Annotated in this window: 14 protein-coding genes; 8 read left to right on the forward strand and 6 right to left on the reverse strand. The window is 63.9% G+C overall.

Features of this window, described 5'->3' with window-relative positions; genetic code table 11:
* The first annotated feature begins 109 nt into the window (after positions 1-109).
* The gene (locus NKJ57_RS09985) at positions 110-877 is read left to right on the forward strand and encodes an N-acyl amino acid synthase FeeM domain-containing protein (RefSeq protein ID WP_023695933.1); all 768 of its coding nucleotides are present in this window, start codon (positions 110-112) and stop codon (positions 875-877) included.
* Here the strand turns inward: NKJ57_RS09985 and NKJ57_RS09990 are convergent.
* The gene (locus tag NKJ57_RS09990) at positions 852-983 is read right to left on the reverse strand and encodes a hypothetical protein (protein WP_280793507.1); all 132 of its coding nucleotides are present in this window, start codon (positions 981-983) and stop codon (positions 852-854) included. The genes NKJ57_RS09985 and NKJ57_RS09990 overlap by 26 nt on opposite strands.
* Between NKJ57_RS09990 and NKJ57_RS09995 the strand changes: the two genes are divergently transcribed.
* The 5 genes from NKJ57_RS09995 to NKJ57_RS10015 all read left to right on the forward strand — a co-directional run bounded on the left by NKJ57_RS09995 (position 982) and on the right by NKJ57_RS10015 (position 4711).
* Positions 982-1131 (forward strand): DUF3096 domain-containing protein, encoded by a 150-nt coding sequence (locus tag NKJ57_RS09995; RefSeq protein ID WP_023671341.1) that lies wholly within the window; start codon positions 982-984, stop codon positions 1129-1131. The genes NKJ57_RS09990 and NKJ57_RS09995 overlap by 2 nt on opposite strands.
* Before the next feature lie 165 nt (positions 1132-1296).
* Positions 1297-1521 carry an aa3-type cytochrome c oxidase subunit IV gene (locus NKJ57_RS10000; protein WP_023671340.1) on the forward strand — a complete coding sequence of 75 codons (225 nt, stop codon included), beginning with the start codon at positions 1297-1299 and terminating at the stop codon, positions 1519-1521.
* 83 nt (positions 1522-1604) lie between these two features.
* The gene (locus NKJ57_RS10005) at positions 1605-2882 is read left to right on the forward strand and encodes a Re/Si-specific NAD(P)(+) transhydrogenase subunit alpha (RefSeq protein WP_023695932.1); all 1278 of its coding nucleotides are present in this window, start codon (positions 1605-1607) and stop codon (positions 2880-2882) included.
* A complete protein-coding gene (locus NKJ57_RS10010) occupies positions 2882-3307 on the forward strand; it encodes an NAD(P) transhydrogenase subunit alpha part 2 (RefSeq protein WP_032891560.1) in 426 nt (141 codons plus the stop codon). Before NKJ57_RS10005 ends, NKJ57_RS10010 begins: the two co-directional genes overlap by 1 nt.
* 6 nt (positions 3308-3313) lie before the next feature.
* The gene (locus NKJ57_RS10015) at positions 3314-4711 is read left to right on the forward strand and encodes an NAD(P)(+) transhydrogenase (Re/Si-specific) subunit beta (RefSeq protein ID WP_023671337.1); all 1398 of its coding nucleotides are present in this window, start codon (positions 3314-3316) and stop codon (positions 4709-4711) included.
* A gap of 92 nt (positions 4712-4803) precedes the next feature.
* Here NKJ57_RS10015 and NKJ57_RS10020 read toward each other — a convergent pair whose 3' ends face one another.
* Positions 4804-5721 (reverse strand): membrane protein, encoded by a 918-nt coding sequence (locus NKJ57_RS10020; RefSeq protein WP_023729730.1) that lies wholly within the window; start codon positions 5719-5721, stop codon positions 4804-4806.
* Positions 5722-6052: 331 nt separating this feature from the next.
* Here NKJ57_RS10020 and NKJ57_RS10025 point away from each other — a divergent pair, with 331 nt between their 5' ends.
* Positions 6053-7498: a hypothetical protein gene (locus NKJ57_RS10025; protein WP_352510595.1), complete on the forward strand. Its 1446-nt coding sequence runs from the start codon at positions 6053-6055 to the stop codon at positions 7496-7498.
* 36 nt (positions 7499-7534) lie between these two features.
* On the opposite strand, the gene gyrB is transcribed toward NKJ57_RS10025, so the two are convergent.
* From gyrB to NKJ57_RS10040, 3 genes are all read right to left on the reverse strand, one after another.
* Entirely contained in the window at positions 7535-10006 is a 2472-nt protein-coding gene (gene gyrB, locus NKJ57_RS10030) for a DNA topoisomerase (ATP-hydrolyzing) subunit B (RefSeq protein WP_023671333.1), read from the reverse strand.
* A gap of 145 nt (positions 10007-10151) precedes the next feature.
* Positions 10152-12782, reverse strand: a complete 2631-nt coding sequence (locus NKJ57_RS10035) for a caspase family protein (RefSeq protein ID WP_352510596.1) — start codon at positions 12780-12782, stop codon at positions 10152-10154.
* 76 nt (positions 12783-12858) lie between these two features.
* Positions 12859-13428 carry an NADPH-dependent FMN reductase gene (locus NKJ57_RS10040; RefSeq protein WP_352510597.1) on the reverse strand — a complete coding sequence of 190 codons (570 nt, stop codon included), beginning with the start codon at positions 13426-13428 and terminating at the stop codon, positions 12859-12861.
* A 217-nt stretch (positions 13429-13645) separates the two neighbouring features.
* Between NKJ57_RS10040 and NKJ57_RS10045 the strand changes: the two genes are divergently transcribed.
* Positions 13646-15016, forward strand: a complete 1371-nt coding sequence (locus tag NKJ57_RS10045; RefSeq protein ID WP_023742604.1) for a cytochrome P450 — start codon at positions 13646-13648, stop codon at positions 15014-15016.
* Between the two features lie 15 nt (positions 15017-15031).
* Here the strand turns inward: NKJ57_RS10045 and NKJ57_RS10050 are convergent, their stop codons facing one another.
* Entirely contained in the window at positions 15032-16012 is a 981-nt protein-coding gene (locus NKJ57_RS10050; protein WP_023693143.1) for a complex I NDUFA9 subunit family protein, read from the reverse strand.
* Positions 16013-16068 lie beyond the last annotated feature (56 nt).

Below are 16068 nucleotides of genomic sequence, written 5' to 3' on the forward strand. Positions count from 1 at the left end.
TAACTGATTGTTAAGGTTAATGATCGGTAAACACAGACGATTAGAGTTTCATCTTCTTGTTCCTTCGGTCGTCCGGTATTGTTCTCCTGCGGCGGTACGAGGGGAAGTAATGGACACGCATCAGTCAGGTGTGCTTTCGGGTGCGGCAGTCAAATCCGGCCCGCCTTCCTTGTTCGCCCGCAACGTCCTCGACGTCCTCGAGCGTGTCGAATACCGGCGCTGCGAAAGCGGCGAGGATCTCGAAGCGGTCTACCGGCTGCGCTACAAGGCCTTTCATACACACGGCCTGCTTGACACCATTACCGAACAGAAGCTCGTCGATCCCCTTGACGAAGTGCGCAATTGCTACTGTTTCGGCGTCTTCATGGATGGCGAGCTGGTCAGCACCGTCAGGCTCCACCATTTGACCCGTGAGACCCCCGAAGCGCCGATCATGACCGTTTTCGGCGACCGGCTGCTGCTGCGGCTGGCGCGCGGTGAAACCTTCATCGACCCGAGCCGGTTGGCGATCGATCCGCAAATGTCGTCGGCCAACCGCGCCCTGCCCTATGTCACGCTGCGGCTCGCGGTTATCGCCAACACCTTCTTCAACGCCACCAGCTGCATTTCGATGATCCGCGAGGAGCACACGGCCTTCTACCATCGCATCTTCGGATCGGTGCAGGTCGGCGAGCCGCGCCTCTACCCGCCCTTCACCATGCCGATCTTCTTCTATGAATCGATCTGCGAGCAGAACATGGCCCCGACGCTGGAGCGCTTTCCCTTCTTCCAGTCGACGGCGCTGGAGCGGCGTATGCTGTTTGCCAAGGCGCCGGCCGGCGAGCTCGCGCCGCTGACCATCCTGCCCACCGCTAAATATTTTCGCGAAGCAGCGTAATGTCGGCAAAGCCGGCGCACTTTAGCGCCCGGTGCGAGGAGCTTTCCGGCCGCTTCGGCGTTCTGGACGTCACGACGCCGACGCGGCCATAGAAAGGAACCGACATGCATATTCCCGAGCTAGCACTGACCCCGCTGATCTCGCTGATTGCCGGCGTGCTGATCCTGGTGATGCCGCGGCTGCTCAACTACATCGTCGCGCTCTATCTGATCGTCATTGGGCTGCTCGGGCTGTTTCCGCATCTAGCCGGTTGAAACGCAAAATCCTCAACCTTCGACGCCAGGCCGGCGACAAGCCCATACCGCCGGCTTTCAACATTCCTTTGAGGCTGTTGTCACTGGTCGTGCGGCAATAGCGCCATTGCTCTTGGCCCGGCTTTTCGCTATGTGCCTCAAAGATGTCTTCGAAGGGGTATTCCTATGGCTGATCACACGCCGACCGGTCCTGTCGAACTGGGCGCGAAGATGGACTATGCCGAACATGACCGCACCTATCATGGCTTTCTGGCGCTGGCCAAATACGGCTCGCTGTTCTGCGGCGCCCTGCTCCTGGCCATGGCTTTCGGCTTCTTCGCAGGCGGCTTCTTCTCCGCGACCATCCTGTTCGTGCTGATCCTCGCCCTCGGCGCCTTCATTCTCCGATAGTCTATACAGACCCCTTGCCAGGGCGTAGCCGGATATCCGGCCGCACTCTTGCGCAAACAGGTTCCAGCCGAAAGGATCATGCGGTGGGACAGACGGTTTTCATCCCTCGCGAGCTCGATGCCAGCGAGCCTCGTGTCGCGGCCTCGCCCGATACCGTGAAGCGGCTGGCGGCGCTGGGCTTCGACGTCACCGTCGAGACGGGCGCCGGCACCAAGTCGCGCATTCCCGATGAGGAGTTCGCCAAGGCGGGTGCCGCGATCGGCAAGGCTTCGGATGCGAGCCGGGCGGATGTGGTGCTGAAGGTGCGCCGGCCGACCGACGCCGAGCTGAAGGGCTACAAATCGGGTGCGGCGGTCATCGCCATCATGGATCCCTACGGCAATGATGCCGCGGTCGCGGCGCTTGCCGAGGCTGGGGTCACCGCCTTCTCGATGGAATTCATGCCGCGCATCACCCGCGCCCAGTCGATGGATGTGCTGTCGTCGCAGGCCAATCTCGCCGGCTACCAGGCCGTGATTGACGGCGCATCGGAGTATGACCGCGCGCTGCCGATGATGATGACTGCGGCCGGCACCGTGCCGGCGGCGAAGATCTTCATCATGGGCGTCGGCGTTGCCGGCCTGCAGGCGATCGCCACGGCGCGCCGTCTCGGCGCTGTCGTCACCGCCACGGACGTTCGTCCCGCCGCCAAGGAACAGGTGGCGTCGCTTGGCGCAAAGTTCCTCGCCGTCGAGGACGAGGAGTTCAAGGCGGCCGAGACCGCCGGCGGCTACGCCAAGGAAATGTCGAAGGAGTACCAGGCGAAGCAGGCAGCGCTCACCGCTGAGCACATCGCCAAGCAGGACATCGTCATCACCACGGCGCTGATCCCCGGCCGGCCGGCGCCGAAGCTGGTGTCGGCGGCGATGGTCGCCTCGATGAAGCCGGGTTCGGTGATCGTCGACCTCGCCGTCGAGCGCGGCGGCAATGTCGAAGGCGCGGTTGCGGGTCAGGTGGTGACGACGGCCAACAACGTTAAGATCGTCGGCCACCTCAACGTGCCCGGCCGCGTCGCCGCATCGGCCTCGCTGCTCTACGCCAGGAACCTGTTCGCCTTCCTCGAGACGCTGGTCGACAAGACCAGCAAGACGCTCGCCATCAACCGCGAAGACGATCTGGTTAAGGCGACGATGCTGACCGACGCTGGCCGCGTGGTGCATCCGGCCTTCGCCAAGGCGGCGGAACAGCCCCATATCGAACCGGCGGCCATTCCGGCCGAGACCATGGTGGCTGATGCCACGCCGAAGAAGGCTGCACCGAAAAAGGCGTCCGACAAAGCCACTGCCGGCAAGTCCGCCGCCAAGCCGAAGGGGATCGCGTGATGGATCAGACCTTGCAGAAAGCCCTCGATCAGCTCGACCAGGCAAGTGCCGCCGTCCGGCTGGCTGTGCAGAACCTGGCCAACGCGCCCGGTGGCGTCGATGCGGCGGGCGATGCCGCGCACGCACTGTCCGGCGGCGCCATCGATCCCTTCGTCTTCCGCTTCGCCATCTTCGTACTTGCGATCTTCGTCGGATACTACGTCGTCTGGTCGGTGACGCCGGCGCTGCACACGCCGCTGATGGCGGTCACCAACGCCATCTCCTCGGTCATCGTCGTCGGCGCGCTGCTGGCCGTCGGCATCTCGGCCTCCGGCATTGCCACCGGCTTCGGCTTCGTCGCGCTGATGCTGGTCTCGGTCAACATCTTTGGCGGCTTCCTGGTCACCCAGCGCATGCTGGCCATGTACAAGAAGAAGGACCGGTAGAGAGCCATGAACGCCAACTTCGCGTCCTTCCTCTACCTCGTCTCCGGCGTCCTGTTCATCATGGCGCTGCGCGGCCTGTCGCATCCGACCACCAGCCGCCAAGGCAATCTCTACGGCATGATCGGCATGGGCATTGCCATTGCCACCACGCTGGCGCTGGCGACTCCGTCCGCCGGGCGCTTCGGCCTGATCGTGCTTGGTCTGGCCATCGGCGGCGGCGTCGGCGCCGTTACAGCGCGCCGCATCGCCATGACTTCGATGCCGCAGCTGGTCGCCGCCTTCCACTCGCTGGTCGGCCTTGCCGCCGTCATGGTGGCGGCAGCCGCCATCTACGCGCCGGAAAGTTTCGGCATCGGCACGAATGGCGACATCCACGCCCAGGCGCTGATCGAGATGAGCCTTGGCGTTGCCATCGGCGCCATCACTTTCACCGGCTCCGTCATCGCCTTCCTCAAGCTCGATGGCCGCATGTCGGGCAAGCCGATCATGATCGGCGGCCGTCACATCATCAACGCGGTCCTCGGCATCGCGCTGATCGTGCTGATCGTGCTTCTGGTCACCACCGAGGCCAAGCTGGTGTTCTGGCTGATCGTCGCGGCGTCGCTGGCGCTCGGCGTCCTCTTGATCATCCCGATCGGCGGCGCCGACATGCCGGTCGTCGTCTCGATGCTGAATTCTTATTCCGGCTGGGCCGCCGCGGCACTCGGCTTCACGCTTGGCAATCTGGCGTTGATCATCACCGGCGCGCTGGTCGGCTCGTCCGGCGCCATCCTGTCCTACATCATGTGCAAGGGCATGAACCGGTCGTTCATCTCGGTCATCCTCGGCGGCTTCGGCGGCGAGACCGCGGCGGTTGCCGATGACGGCATCGAACGCACGGTCAAACAGGGCTCGGCCGACGACGCCGCCTATCTGATGATGAACGCACAGAAGGTCATCATCGTGCCGGGTTACGGCATGGCGGTTGCCCAGGCCCAGCACGCGCTGCGCGAAATGGCCGACAAGCTGAAGGCCAATGGCGTCGACGTCAAATACGCCATCCACCCGGTCGCCGGGCGCATGCCCGGCCACATGAACGTGCTGCTCGCCGAAGCCAATGTTCCCTATGACGAAGTGTTCGAACTGGAAGACATCAACTCCGAGTTCGCGCAGGCCGATGTCGCCTATGTAATCGGCGCCAACGACGTCACCAATCCGTCCGCGCGCGACGACAAGTCGTCGCCGATCTACGGTATGCCGATCCTCGACGTCGACAAGGCCCGCACCTGCCTGTTCGTCAAGCGCTCGCTCGGCTCGGGCTACGCCGGCATCGACAACACGCTGTTCTACAAGGACGGCACCATGATGCTGCTCGGCGACGCCAAGAAGATGACCGAGGAAATCGTCAAGGCGATGGATCACTGATCCCGCCGCAACCTTCCACTGGAAGGTTGTCGGTCCATCATCGGAAACAAAAAAGCCCGGTTCGACCGGGCTTTTCTATGTTGAAGACCGGTTCAGCGGCTGGTCAGGAAAACCGCTTCCTCGTCGTCGCGCTGCCTGCCGCCCAGTGCTGCCGCAGCGCTGGCGATGAAGGCGCCGATAACCAGCGACAGGGCGCCAAGCAGTGCGAAGGTGGCGCTGCCTTTCCGGGCGGCGTCGGCGGCCTGCTTGGCCTTGACCTTGGCGTCCTCGACCCTGGCCACCAGGGCGTCGACACGCGCCTTGGCGTCAGCCTCGGAAAGCCCGGTGCGGGCGGCGACCAGCTGCGACAGATAGGTCTTGTCGTCAGCCGAAATTTCGCCTGCCGCCGCACTGGCGACGAGGATGCGCGAAGCCTGCCCGGCCGCAGCCGCATCGCTGTCCGGATTGGCCGCCGCGAGCCTGGCGGCATCAGCCGGACGGAACAGCGTATCCACAAGATAGGACGTTGCATTGTCGGCCGGTGCGCTGCCGGCATTGGCGGACGCGCCGGCCGAAGCACCCATGGCGGCGCCTGAGGCAACGGTAGAAGCCGCCTGCACGCCTGAACCAAGCACTGCCGACAGCGCCGACCCGAGAATGCCGACGACCAGCAATGTCGCCAGCGCCCAAGCGAGGAGGCCGTGCGCGGTGTCACGGAAATAGACCTCGTCGGTGTGGATGCCGACCCATTTGGTGCGCAGGCGTCCGGCAAGATAGCCACCGACCCCGGAGGACAGCCATTGCACGATGATGAGCCAGATCGCGCCGGACACCGCGAAGGTGGTCAGCGAGGCACTGGCGCCGGACCATGGCGAGACCATGGTCAGCCCCAGTCCTGAGCCGAGCAGCATGAGGATGAAGGTCAGCGTCGAGGCCGCGAAGGCGCCGGCGATGATCGGCCCCCAGCTGACGGCCGTGGCGGAGGATTCTGTTGAAGCAGATACGTCGACAGCCGATACGGTGGACTGCATCGACGCCTCCTACCGTACGAACAGCATGATGAGAATGATGATCGGGATCGGAATACCGAGCAACCAGAGCAAAATACCGCGTCCCATAAAGAGCCTCCCTGCGAGAAATTGATCGATGTCGTCACAATGTTCCTGAGCGATTTCCGTTCCGAGGAGCAATGAAATGATTTGCTTAGCGGGAACGGAACTATTTTCCGCGCGGCCCGAGGCACGACTGCGAAACTGTGGATTGGTTCACGGAGGTCCACATGGGCTGCCGTGTATTGTTGGCTCGGTGAGCCGGGGGTAGCATGAGCGATCCCGCCGTCGGATGTCGTCAACGGAGACGCTGATGCCCAAGACTGTCGCATCGCTGGCTTACAAAAAGGCGCAGCCCAGCCAGGCGGTGGTGATCGTGCATGGCATGGGCGAGCAGCGGCCGATGGGTACGCTGAGGGGATTCGTCCAGGCGGTCTGGAGCAGCGATCCCACCCGTGCTCCACCCTACGCCCAGATTCCCGATCCGGCCGTTTCCGGCGCCACGATCAACCAGAGCTGGATCACGCCCGACAGCCGGACCAAGTCACACGAGCTGCGCCGCATCACCACGCCCTACGACGTCGATGGCCGCCGTACCGATTTCTACGAGCTTTATTGGGCCGACATCACGCAAGGCACGACGCGCGGCCGGCTGGCCGCCTGGGTGACGAACCTGTTGTGGCGCAAGCCCGCCGACATTCCGCTCGACGCCCGCAAGCTTTACGTCGCCACACTTCTGATCGTTATCGTCATTCTGGGCGCAGCACTCGTGCTGGCAACATCGGTCTGGCAACAGGCCGTTACCTTGACGACCGGCCTGATGATCACCACCTTCGCTTCTTTTGTCATCTGGGCGGTGGATCAGTTCGCCCTGCCCTATTTCGGTGACGTCGCCGCTTATGTGCGCGCCGAGGCGGCGACGATCGAGAAGCGTGCGCTGATCCGCGACCGCGGCCTGACGTTGCTCAAGACGCTGATGAAGGACGATGCTTACGACCGCATCGTGCTAGTCTCGCACAGCCTGGGGTCGATCATCGCCTATGATTTGCTGCAGATCCTGTGGGCCGAGTTCCGGCCGCGAAGGCTGGAAGCGGTCCGCGACAAGGCCAAACTGGCGGCGGTCGAGGCCATCGACAAGGCAACGCTCGGCTCTGATGGGTCAGCGTGGCCAAAGAACCTTGAAGACCTCGCCGGGTTCCGGCGCGGCCAATGGGCGCTCTACCAGCAGCTTCGGGCCAAGGACGCCGACCACCCGCTGCCCTGGAAGATCAGCGATTTCGTCACGCTTGGCAGTCCGCTCTCCCACAGCGAATTCCTGGTGACCTACAATCTCGCGGAATTCAGGCGTGGCCTTGCCGAGCGCCTGTTCTCGGCCTGCCCGCCGATTGCCGATGACGGGCGCCCCGGCGGCACCGTGCTTTACCGGGAAGGACACAGCCAAGGCAAGGCGCAGCGCGCAGTGCATCATGGCGCGGTGTTTGCGGCAACGCGCTGGACCAACGTCTACGACCGCGGCAATGGCTGGGCGACAGGCGATCCGATTTCCGGTCCGATGACGGAAAACTTCGGCCCCGGTGTGGAGAACATCCAGATCGAGCTTCGCAGCTCACTTGGCCGTATCTTCACGCACACGCTTTATTGGTCATCGACGGCAAACGGCGTTGAAATCGCCCCGCCGGCGGGCACCGCGCCGCGCTCGCATCTGCAAGTGCTGCGCGACGTGGTGGACCTCGGGCGAAAGCTGGAACCAAAGGCCTGACCCCGGAGTGGAGCTTCGGCGGCAAGGCCCCCGCCATCAAATGTCCAGATTGGCCACCGACAGCGCATTGTCCTGGATGAATTCGCGCCGCGGCTCGACCTCGTCGCCCATCAGCCGCGAGAACAAGCTGTCAGCATCGGTGGCGTCATTGACCTTGACCTGCAGCAGCGAACGCACATTCGGGTCGAGCGTGGTTTCCCAGAGCTGCTCGGCATTCATCTCGCCGAGGCCCTTGTAGCGCTGCATGGTCAGGCCCTTGCGGCCGGTCGCAAACACCGCGTTGAGCAGCGCCAGCGGCCCCGAAATGGTTTCGGAGACATCCTTGCGGCGCAGCACCGGCGGCTCGCCATAGACTTCCATGAGGCGCGGGGCATAGCGGTCGAGCTGGCGTGCGTCGGCCGAATTTATCAGCCCGGCATCGAGCTGCGCGAATTCCTTGACGCTGCGCACCGTGCGTTCGAACACATAGCCGCCGACGCCTTCATTGGAGGTCGACAGCCGGCCGGTCCAGCCGCGCTCGGTGTCCTCGGCAATGATGTCGAGGCGCTGGGCGACGCGTTCGGCCATGGCATTGGCGCGGCCGAGGTCGTTTAGCACATCGGCGTTGAGCGCGCCGGCGATCGCCGCCTGTTCGACCACGCCCCTGTTGTAGCGCGTGTGCAGCCCGTTGATGAGCTGGCGCACGGCCAGTGCATCATCGATCGAGCCGCGCAGATCCTGTCCGGCCCGCGCCTCGCCGGAGGCAAGCGTCAGCGACGCCTCTTCCAGCCCGGAGCCGATCAGGAACTCCTCGAAGGCGCTCTCGTCCTTGATGTATTGCGAGCTTTTTCCGCGCGTCACTTTGTAGAGCGGCGGCTGGGCGATGTAGAGATGGCCGCGCTCGATCAGCTCCGGCATCTGGCGGAAGAAGAAGGTGAGCAGCAAGGTCCTGATATGGGCGCCGTCGACGTCGGCGTCGGTCATCAGGATGATCTTGTGGTAGCGCAATTTGTCGGCGTTGAACTCGTCCTTGCCGATCGAGGTGCCGAGCGCGGTGATCAGCGTGCCGATCATCTCGGAGCCGAGCATGCGGTCGAAGCGGGCGCGCTCGACATTGAGGATCTTGCCGCGCAGCGGCAGGATCGCCTGGTTCTGGCGCGAACGGCCGCCCTTGGCGGAGCCGCCGGCCGAGTCACCCTCGACGATGAAGATTTCGGATTTCGCCGGGTCGCGTTCCTGGCAGTCGGCAAGCTTGCCGGGCAGAGAGGTGACGCCGAGCGAGCTTTTGCGGGTGATGTCGCGGGCCTTGCGCGCGGCTTCACGCGCCGCGGCCGCCTGGATCACCTTGTCGATGACCACCTTGCCCTCGGTCGGGTGTTCTTCCAGCCATGTGCCAAGCGCCTCGTTGACCAGGCCTTCGACCACGGGCCGCACCTCTGACGAGACCAGCTTGTCCTTGGTCTGCGAGGAGAATTTCGGGTCGGGCACTTTGACCGACAGCACCGCCGTCAGGCCTTCGCGGCAGTCGTCGCCGATCAGCGCCACCTTTTCCTTCTTGGTCAGGCCCGACGATTCGCCATAGCCGGTGATCTGGCGCGTCAGCGCGCCACGGAAGCCGGCCAGATGGGTGCCGCCATCGCGCTGCGGGATGTTGTTGGTGAAGGCCAGCACGTTCTCGTGGTAGCTGTCGTTCCACCACATCGCCACTTCGACGGTGATGCCGTCGCGCTCGGCCTTGATGGCGATCGGCTTGTCGATCAGCGGTTTCTTGACCCGGTCGAGATATTTGACGAACTCTTCCAGGCCGCCATCATAGTGCAGTTCGTGGCGCACGAGATCGGCATGGCGGGCATCGGTCAAAATGATGCGCACCCCGGAATTCAGGAAGGCGAGCTCGCGCAGCCGGTGCTCCAGCGTGCCGAAGTCGAATTCGACCATGGTGAAGGTTTCGGACGACGGAAAGAAGGTGATCTCGGAACCGCTGCGGCCCTCATAGGTGCCGGGCTGCTTGTTCTGCTCATAGCTGCCGGTGGCCTTGAGCGGCGCATCGGCATTGCCATGCGTGAAGCTCATCTCGAAAATCTGGCCGTTGCGGCGGATTTTCAGCTTCAGCCAGGCCGACAACGCATTGACCACCGAGACGCCGACGCCGTGCAGACCACCAGACACCTTGTAGGAATTCTGGTCGAATTTGCCGCCGGCATGCAGCTGCGTCATGATCACTTCGGCCGCCGAAATGCCTTCGCCAGTGTGAATATCGGTCGGAATGCCGCGGCCATTGTCGATAACGGTGACCGAACCGTCGGGATTTAGCGTCACCGTGACGAGGTCGGCATGGCCGGCCAGCGCCTCGTCGATGGCGTTGTCGACCACCTCATAGACCATGTGATGCAGGCCCGAGCCGTCGTCGGTATCGCCGATATACATGCCCGGCCGCTTGCGGACAGCGTCCAACCCCTTCAAAACCTTGATGGAATCGGCGCCGTATTCGGCCTCAGCGCCGTTGGCGTTGTCGCTTTGATCGCTCATGAAAACCTGTCTGATTGATGCCGCATGCTCAGCGCGAAAAAATGGCTTCGAATCACGCCGCTTTGATGTCCTAGATATAGGCGCCAAAGGCGGTTTTTCCAAGGTTTGCGGGCATTTCAGGGCTGAATCCCGAGCTGGCAGCCGGCTATTTTTTCGCGGCTTTCAATTTGGCCAGAAGACCGCGCAGATATTTGATCGTGGGTTTGTCCCTCGGCGCCAGTTTGCCTGTGCGGTCAAGCTCCAGCGTCAGGTCTAGCGCCTGCGACAACACAGCCTTCGGATTCTTCGCCACATAGGCATAGTTGATATAGGCCTGTACCAGATCGAATTGCCAGATCGCATTGTCCGGATCGGACAGGGCCAACCGCTGGCGGATGGCCAGGCTGGCTTCGAAGGCCTTCTTCGAGCCCTCATAGTGGCGCTGCTTGGTCTCCAGCAGGCCTATTTCCTCGAACGTGATCGACAGGTCGCGCTGCCAGTCGGAATTGCCCGGGTCGAGATTTGCCAACCGGTCGGCAATGACGAGACTGTCCTGGTAGTTCTGCAAAGCACCGGCGATATCGCCCTGGGCATCAAACACGCCGGCAATTTTTTCCAGACAGACCGACAGGTCGCGCTGCCAATCGGTGTTGCCTGGGTCGCTGGCGGCAAGGTCTCGCGCCGTGGCCAGCGCCTGCTGGTAGGCCTCCAACGCGAATGGCCAGTCCTTCTGGTCGCCGTAAGCATTGCCGATCTTGGCGTAACCGACCGACAGGTCGCGCTTCAAATCGGTGTCGTTTGAGTCGCGGCGCACCAGCGCTTCGGCGATTATTTGGCTCTTGTTGTAGGCGTCGAGCGCGCCCGCAGCGTCGCCACGCTCGCGCAGGACGTCGCCGATCCTGGTGTAGCTGACGGAGACGGCGCGCTGATGCCTGGGGTCGTCGGGGTTGTTCTGCGCCAGCGCCAGCCGAATTCTCAGGCTCTCTTCGAATGCAGTCTGGGCGCCATCCAGCTGGCCGGCGGTACGGGCAAGACCGCCGATTTCGTCGTAGGTAATGGTCAGGTCGCGCAGCAGATAGACGCTGTTCGGCTCGGCATCGGCCAATTGCTGCTTGATGGACAGGCTTTGCTGGTAGGCCTGGGCTGCCGCACCCAGGTCGCCTTGCGTGGCCAGCACATTGCCGATCTTGTCATTGGCCATGGCGAGATCGCCGAGCCAGTCCTTCTTGTCCGGCACGTCTGTGGTCAGGCCCTGCAACATGTCCCTGGCCGCCTCATAGTTTTGCAGGGAGGCCGGCAGATCGCCTTGCGCCATCTTGATGTTGGCGAACTTGATATGGCCGATGGCGAGGTCGCGCTTGACGCTCGGATCGGTTTCCTGGCGCGCTCGCTGCTCAAGATTGGCGACCAGCGCCGCAAAGGCGCGGCCGGCGGCGTCGGTGTTGCCGACCGTTGTGTAGAGGATGCCGAGCTCTTCCAGCGTGCGGCTTTGGCGGTCGGCCTGTTCCAGGCTGAGCGAGGTCTGCCCGGCTTCGCCATAGAGCGCCAGCACCGTTTCATAGTCCTTGATGGCGGTTGCATAGTCCAGGGTGGCACGCGCCGCGCCGCCCGAGAGAAATCGCGTCGCGGCTTCGGACAGGGTGCGGCTGACGAAATTGGCCTTCAACGCCTGGCGCGAGACATTGTCGACGTCGGCGGCCTTGGCGAGGATCACGCGTGCACCATCGAAAGCGCCGAGCGCCAACTGTTCCTCGGCCTGGCGGCGCAGTTCGGTCACCTGCGGGTCGTCGGCGGCCAGCGTCTTCATCTCGCCGCGCACCTTGACGAAGGCGTCGGCCGCCTCGCGCAGCTTGGCGTCCAGGCTTTCGCCGGAGAGATGGCTGGTGTCGGAACTGATCAGTGCGCCATAGAGCGGCGCCAGCGGCATGTCGGCATCGCTGGCGACCCGTTCGACCGCGCCGCGCATTTCCGGCGTCACATCGGCCATGGCAAGCAACAGCCGCTCGCGCTCCGGCAGTTGTTCCTTGGCCGCCGAGGCGAAGAACAGCTTCGGCAGCCCGCTCTCGACGTAGGGCAGCTGTTTTCCGCGCGAAAGGTCGTAGACCTCCTGCTGCACCAGCGTCAGCACCGAGCGGATTTCGAGCCCGTCGGTGCCGAGGTATTTGATCAGCGCCGCTGTAAAGGGCGAATTCGCACCGGTACCGTCGGCAGCCGTCTCGCCGGGCGCCGCCGAAAAGGCGAACAGGATGTTTTCCGCCTTGCCGACGCGTCCGAGGCCCGGCTTGATCTTGTCCACCAGGTCCTTGATCAGCGATGTGGCGCCACGCCCGTCGCCGTTGCCGCCTGTGAACGGATCGCTGCGGCAGGCGTCGAGCACGATCAGCCCGACCTTCGCCGTGGCGGCAACCGCATCGCGCACTTCCTCCAACGGCAGGCTGGTCTTCTCCAGCTGGTCGAGCGAGGAGGCATCGGCATCGACCGGCAGAAGACGGTTGTCGCCGGAGATTTCGACGCCATGGCCGGAGAAATACACCAGCGCCACGTCGGCGCCCATGGCGTCCTCGCGAAAATCGTCGAGAGCCCGGCGCATGCGCCTGAGATCACGATTGGTCTCGACCACGACCTCGAAGCCGAGCTTCTTCAGCGCCACTTCCATCACCTCGCCGTCATTGACAGGATTGGCCAGCGGCCGCACCAGCCGGTAGTCGTCCTCGGCAATGACCAACGCCACGCGCCGCTCCGCCACCGCTGTGGCGGTGGTCGCAAGCATCAACAGCAAGGCAAACAACAGGCGCAAATCGAACCGCCCCCGGCTCAGTCACCTGCCGACCATTCCACCTCTTTATGGCATGAGCAAGCCGGGGCCGGCTGCGTTACGCAGCCCGCATCGGCTTCAGCGCCTCGTTCCAGCGCGAGAGCTCGTCCAGCATGGTCTTGGTCCCACCCTCTACCTGCTCACTAGCCTGGAAGGAGCCGTCGCTCTCCAGCAGTTTCTGATACATCGGCAGCGCGACGCCTTCCGAGATGGGCATGACGCCCACCGCGGTCAGCAGCGGCTTCAGCGCCTGCGCGGCGCGCAGGCCTCCGGAAACCCCGCCATAGCTGAAGATGGCGGCAGGTTTGTATTTCCACTCGCGCGATAGATAATCGATCGCGTTGACGATCGCCGGAGCGACGAAATAATTGTATTCCGGCGCCACGAAGACAAAGGCGTCGGCGGCGTCGATTGCCTTCGACCAGGCCTTCGTATGGTCCTTCTCGTATTTGCCGAGTTTCGGATGGTGCGGTTCGTCCAGAACCGGCAGCTGGAATGCGGCAATGTCGGTCAGCACCGGTTCGAATTTGCCGTGCTCGCGGGCAAAATCCTCCAGCCAGTGGGCGAAGACCGGCCCGGCGCGGCCCGGCCGCGTGCTGCCGATTATGATGTTCAGCTTGTGCTTCAAGCGGACTCTCCTGGGCGATTGGCAGTAGCTGTTGGTAACTGTCACCTATGGCAGAGTGTCCAACCGGACAAGCCGCAACCGTTTCACCGGCGGTCACGATCCGATGAACACACCGTCTGTCGGGCACACCGGGCGCTGCAGCGTTTCAGTTTGCCGTTCGGTCACATGGACGCCCGGATTGCCAGCCACTACGTCTGAGCTATCAGCGGAGCACCTCATGGACACGCAGCCCGTCCCCTTCGTGCCGCCGGCGCCCAGGCCGCGCACGACGCCGCCTTCGACGCTGGAGATGATGCGGATCGTCTACCGCAATCCGCTCGAACTGTGGGGCGAGCACACCTACAACGAGCCCTGGATTTCGGCGAATGGCGTCGGCGGGCATCTGATCGTCGCCAACGATCCCGGCCTTATCCGCCACGTGCTGATCGACAACGCCAAGAACTACAAGATGGCGACGGTGCGCCAGATGATCCTGCGACCGATCTTGCGCGACGGACTGTTGACCGCCGAAGGCGAGGTGTGGAAGCGCTCGCGCAAGGCGATGGCGCCGGTGTTCACGCCGCGGCATATCTTCGGCTTCGCCGAGCCGATGCTGCGCCGCACGATGCAGTTCGTCGCCCGCTATGACGAAGGCGGCATGACCGATGTCGCCCATGACATGACGCTGCTCACCTACGATATCCTGGCCGAGACGCTGTTTTCGGGCGAGATTGCGGGCGAGCCCGGCAGTTTCGCGCAGGAGATCGACCGCCTGTTCGAAACCATGGGCCGTGTCGATCCGCTCGACCTGTTGCGCGCGCCCGAATGGCTGCCGCGGCTGACCCGCATCCGCGGCCGCAAGACCATGGCCTATTTCCGCAAGATCGTCACCGATACGGTCAAGATGCGCGAGGAGCGGCTGAAGCGCGACCCCGACACCGCGCCGCAGGATTTCCTGACGCTTCTGCTGCGCGCCGAAGGCCCCGACGGGCTGACGCGGGCGGAAGTCGAGGACAACATCATCACCTTCATCGGCGCCGGCCACGAGACCACCGCGCGGGCACTGGGCTGGACGATCTACTGCCTCGCCGAAGCGCCGTGGGAGCGTGAAAAGGTCGAGCGCGAGATCGAGGCCGTGCTGGCGCGCGAACCCGACCCAACGAAATGGCTCGACGCAATGCCGTTCACCCGCGCCGCCTTCGAGGAGGCGCTGCGGCTTTATCCGCCGGCGCCGTCCATCAACCGCGAGCCGATCGAGACGGAGACCTGGAACGATCTGGTGCTCCCCAAGCGCGCGGCCGTACTGGTGATGCCTTGGGTCGTCCACCGCCACAGAAAACTGTGGGACATGCCCGACGCCTTCATGCCCGAACGCTTCCATCCGGGAAACCGCGAGAAGATCGACCGCTTCCAGTATCTGCCGTTCGGCGCCGGTCCGCGCATCTGCATCGGCGCCAGCTTCGCCATGCAGGAGGCGATCATTGCGCTGGCCATCATGCTGTCGCGCTTCCGCTTCGACGTGACGGCCGAGACCAAGCCGTGGCCGGTGCAGAAACTGACGACACAGCCGCAGGGCGGCCTGCCGATGCAGGTCACGCGGCGCGTTTAACGGCCCAACGCCATGTTACGCGATGCCGGCGGGCTTGCGCTGGAACTGGCCTGCGGCGCGGAAGCGCCAGAGATAGCTGGGCAGGATGGTGCCGATAGACTGCGGCTGGATATCGAGGCCGGCAAGGTTCCGGTTGGCCTTGTTGGCCTCCTCCGACACGATGTTGGGCTGGCGCAGCAGCAGCACCTGGTCCTTGGTCAGCAACGGGTTGGGCAGCAGGCCGAGGATCGAGGCCTGCAGATTGGCCATCCACCACGGCACCGGTACCAGGAGCCGCTTGCGCTCGATGACGGTCAGCAGCTCTTCCATGCACTGCTTGAAGGTGAGCACTTGCGGCCCGCCGAGTTCATAGATCTGGCCGCCCTTGATCTTGCCCTCGACCGAACGCGCCACCGCTTCGGCGACATCGCCGACATAGACCGGCTGGAACTTGGTCTGGCCGCCGCCGATCAGCGGCAGCACCGGCGAATAGCGCGCCATGTCGGCGAAGCGGTTGAAGAAACTGTCCTCGGGTCCGAAATTGATCGACGGACGGAAGATGACGGCGTCCGGGATCGTCTCCAGGACGGCCTTTTCGCCGAGCGCCTTGGTGCGGGCATAGTCGGATTCGGCGTTGAGGTCGGCGCCCAGCGCCGAGATGTGGGTGAGCCCTGCGCCGACCGAGCGTGCGGCTTCGGCGACGGCGCGGGCGCCGAATTCGTGCACGGTGTTGAATTTCTGCCGGCCGCTTTCATGCGGGATGGCGACCAGATTGATGACATGGTCGGCGCCCTGCACGGCGCGGTCGACCGACCAGCGCACGCGCACATTAGCCTGCACCGGCTGGATCTGGCCGACATTGCCGAGCGGCTGCAGATGTCCCGCCAGATCGGGCCGGCGCACCGCCACCCTGATGCGGTAGCCGCGCTTGGCCAGCGCCCGCACGATGTGGCGGCCGACGAAGCCGGAGCCGCCGAAGACGACCACGAGCTTGGGGATCTGCAGGATTTCGGTCATGGCTGGCTCCGGCGCTCGAAAGCTTGGCTGAAGCCGTTTCATAGTCCGTTTTGGGC

It is taken from the genome of Mesorhizobium sp. M0077, from assembly GCF_040322955.1.
Classification (GTDB): domain Bacteria; phylum Pseudomonadota; class Alphaproteobacteria; order Rhizobiales; family Rhizobiaceae; genus Mesorhizobium.

Excerpts from the sequence above, each read along its gene's own strand:
- NKJ57_RS09985 (WP_023695933.1), top strand. The coding sequence starts at position 110 with ATGGACACGCATCAGTCAGGTGTGCTTTCGGGTGCGGCAGTCAAATCC.
- NKJ57_RS09995 (WP_023671341.1), top strand. The coding sequence starts at position 982 with ATGCATATTCCCGAGCTAGCACTGACCCCGCTGATCTCGCTGATTGCC.
- NKJ57_RS09990 (WP_280793507.1), bottom strand. The coding sequence starts at position 983 with ATGTCGGTTCCTTTCTATGGCCGCGTCGGCGTCGTGACGTCCAGAACG.
- NKJ57_RS10000 (WP_023671340.1), top strand. The coding sequence starts at position 1,297 with ATGGCTGATCACACGCCGACCGGTCCTGTCGAACTGGGCGCGAAGATG.
- NKJ57_RS10010 (WP_032891560.1), top strand. The coding sequence starts at position 2,882 with ATGGATCAGACCTTGCAGAAAGCCCTCGATCAGCTCGACCAGGCAAGT.
- NKJ57_RS10015 (WP_023671337.1), top strand. The coding sequence starts at position 3,314 with ATGAACGCCAACTTCGCGTCCTTCCTCTACCTCGTCTCCGGCGTCCTG.
- NKJ57_RS10020 (WP_023729730.1), bottom strand. The coding sequence starts at position 5,721 with ATGCAGTCCACCGTATCGGCTGTCGACGTATCTGCTTCAACAGAATCC.
- NKJ57_RS10025 (WP_352510595.1), top strand. The coding sequence starts at position 6,053 with ATGCCCAAGACTGTCGCATCGCTGGCTTACAAAAAGGCGCAGCCCAGC.
- gyrB (WP_023671333.1), bottom strand. The coding sequence starts at position 10,006 with ATGAGCGATCAAAGCGACAACGCCAACGGCGCTGAGGCCGAATACGGC.
- NKJ57_RS10045 (WP_023742604.1), top strand. The coding sequence starts at position 13,646 with ATGGACACGCAGCCCGTCCCCTTCGTGCCGCCGGCGCCCAGGCCGCGC.
- NKJ57_RS10050 (WP_023693143.1), bottom strand. The coding sequence starts at position 16,012 with ATGACCGAAATCCTGCAGATCCCCAAGCTCGTGGTCGTCTTCGGCGGC.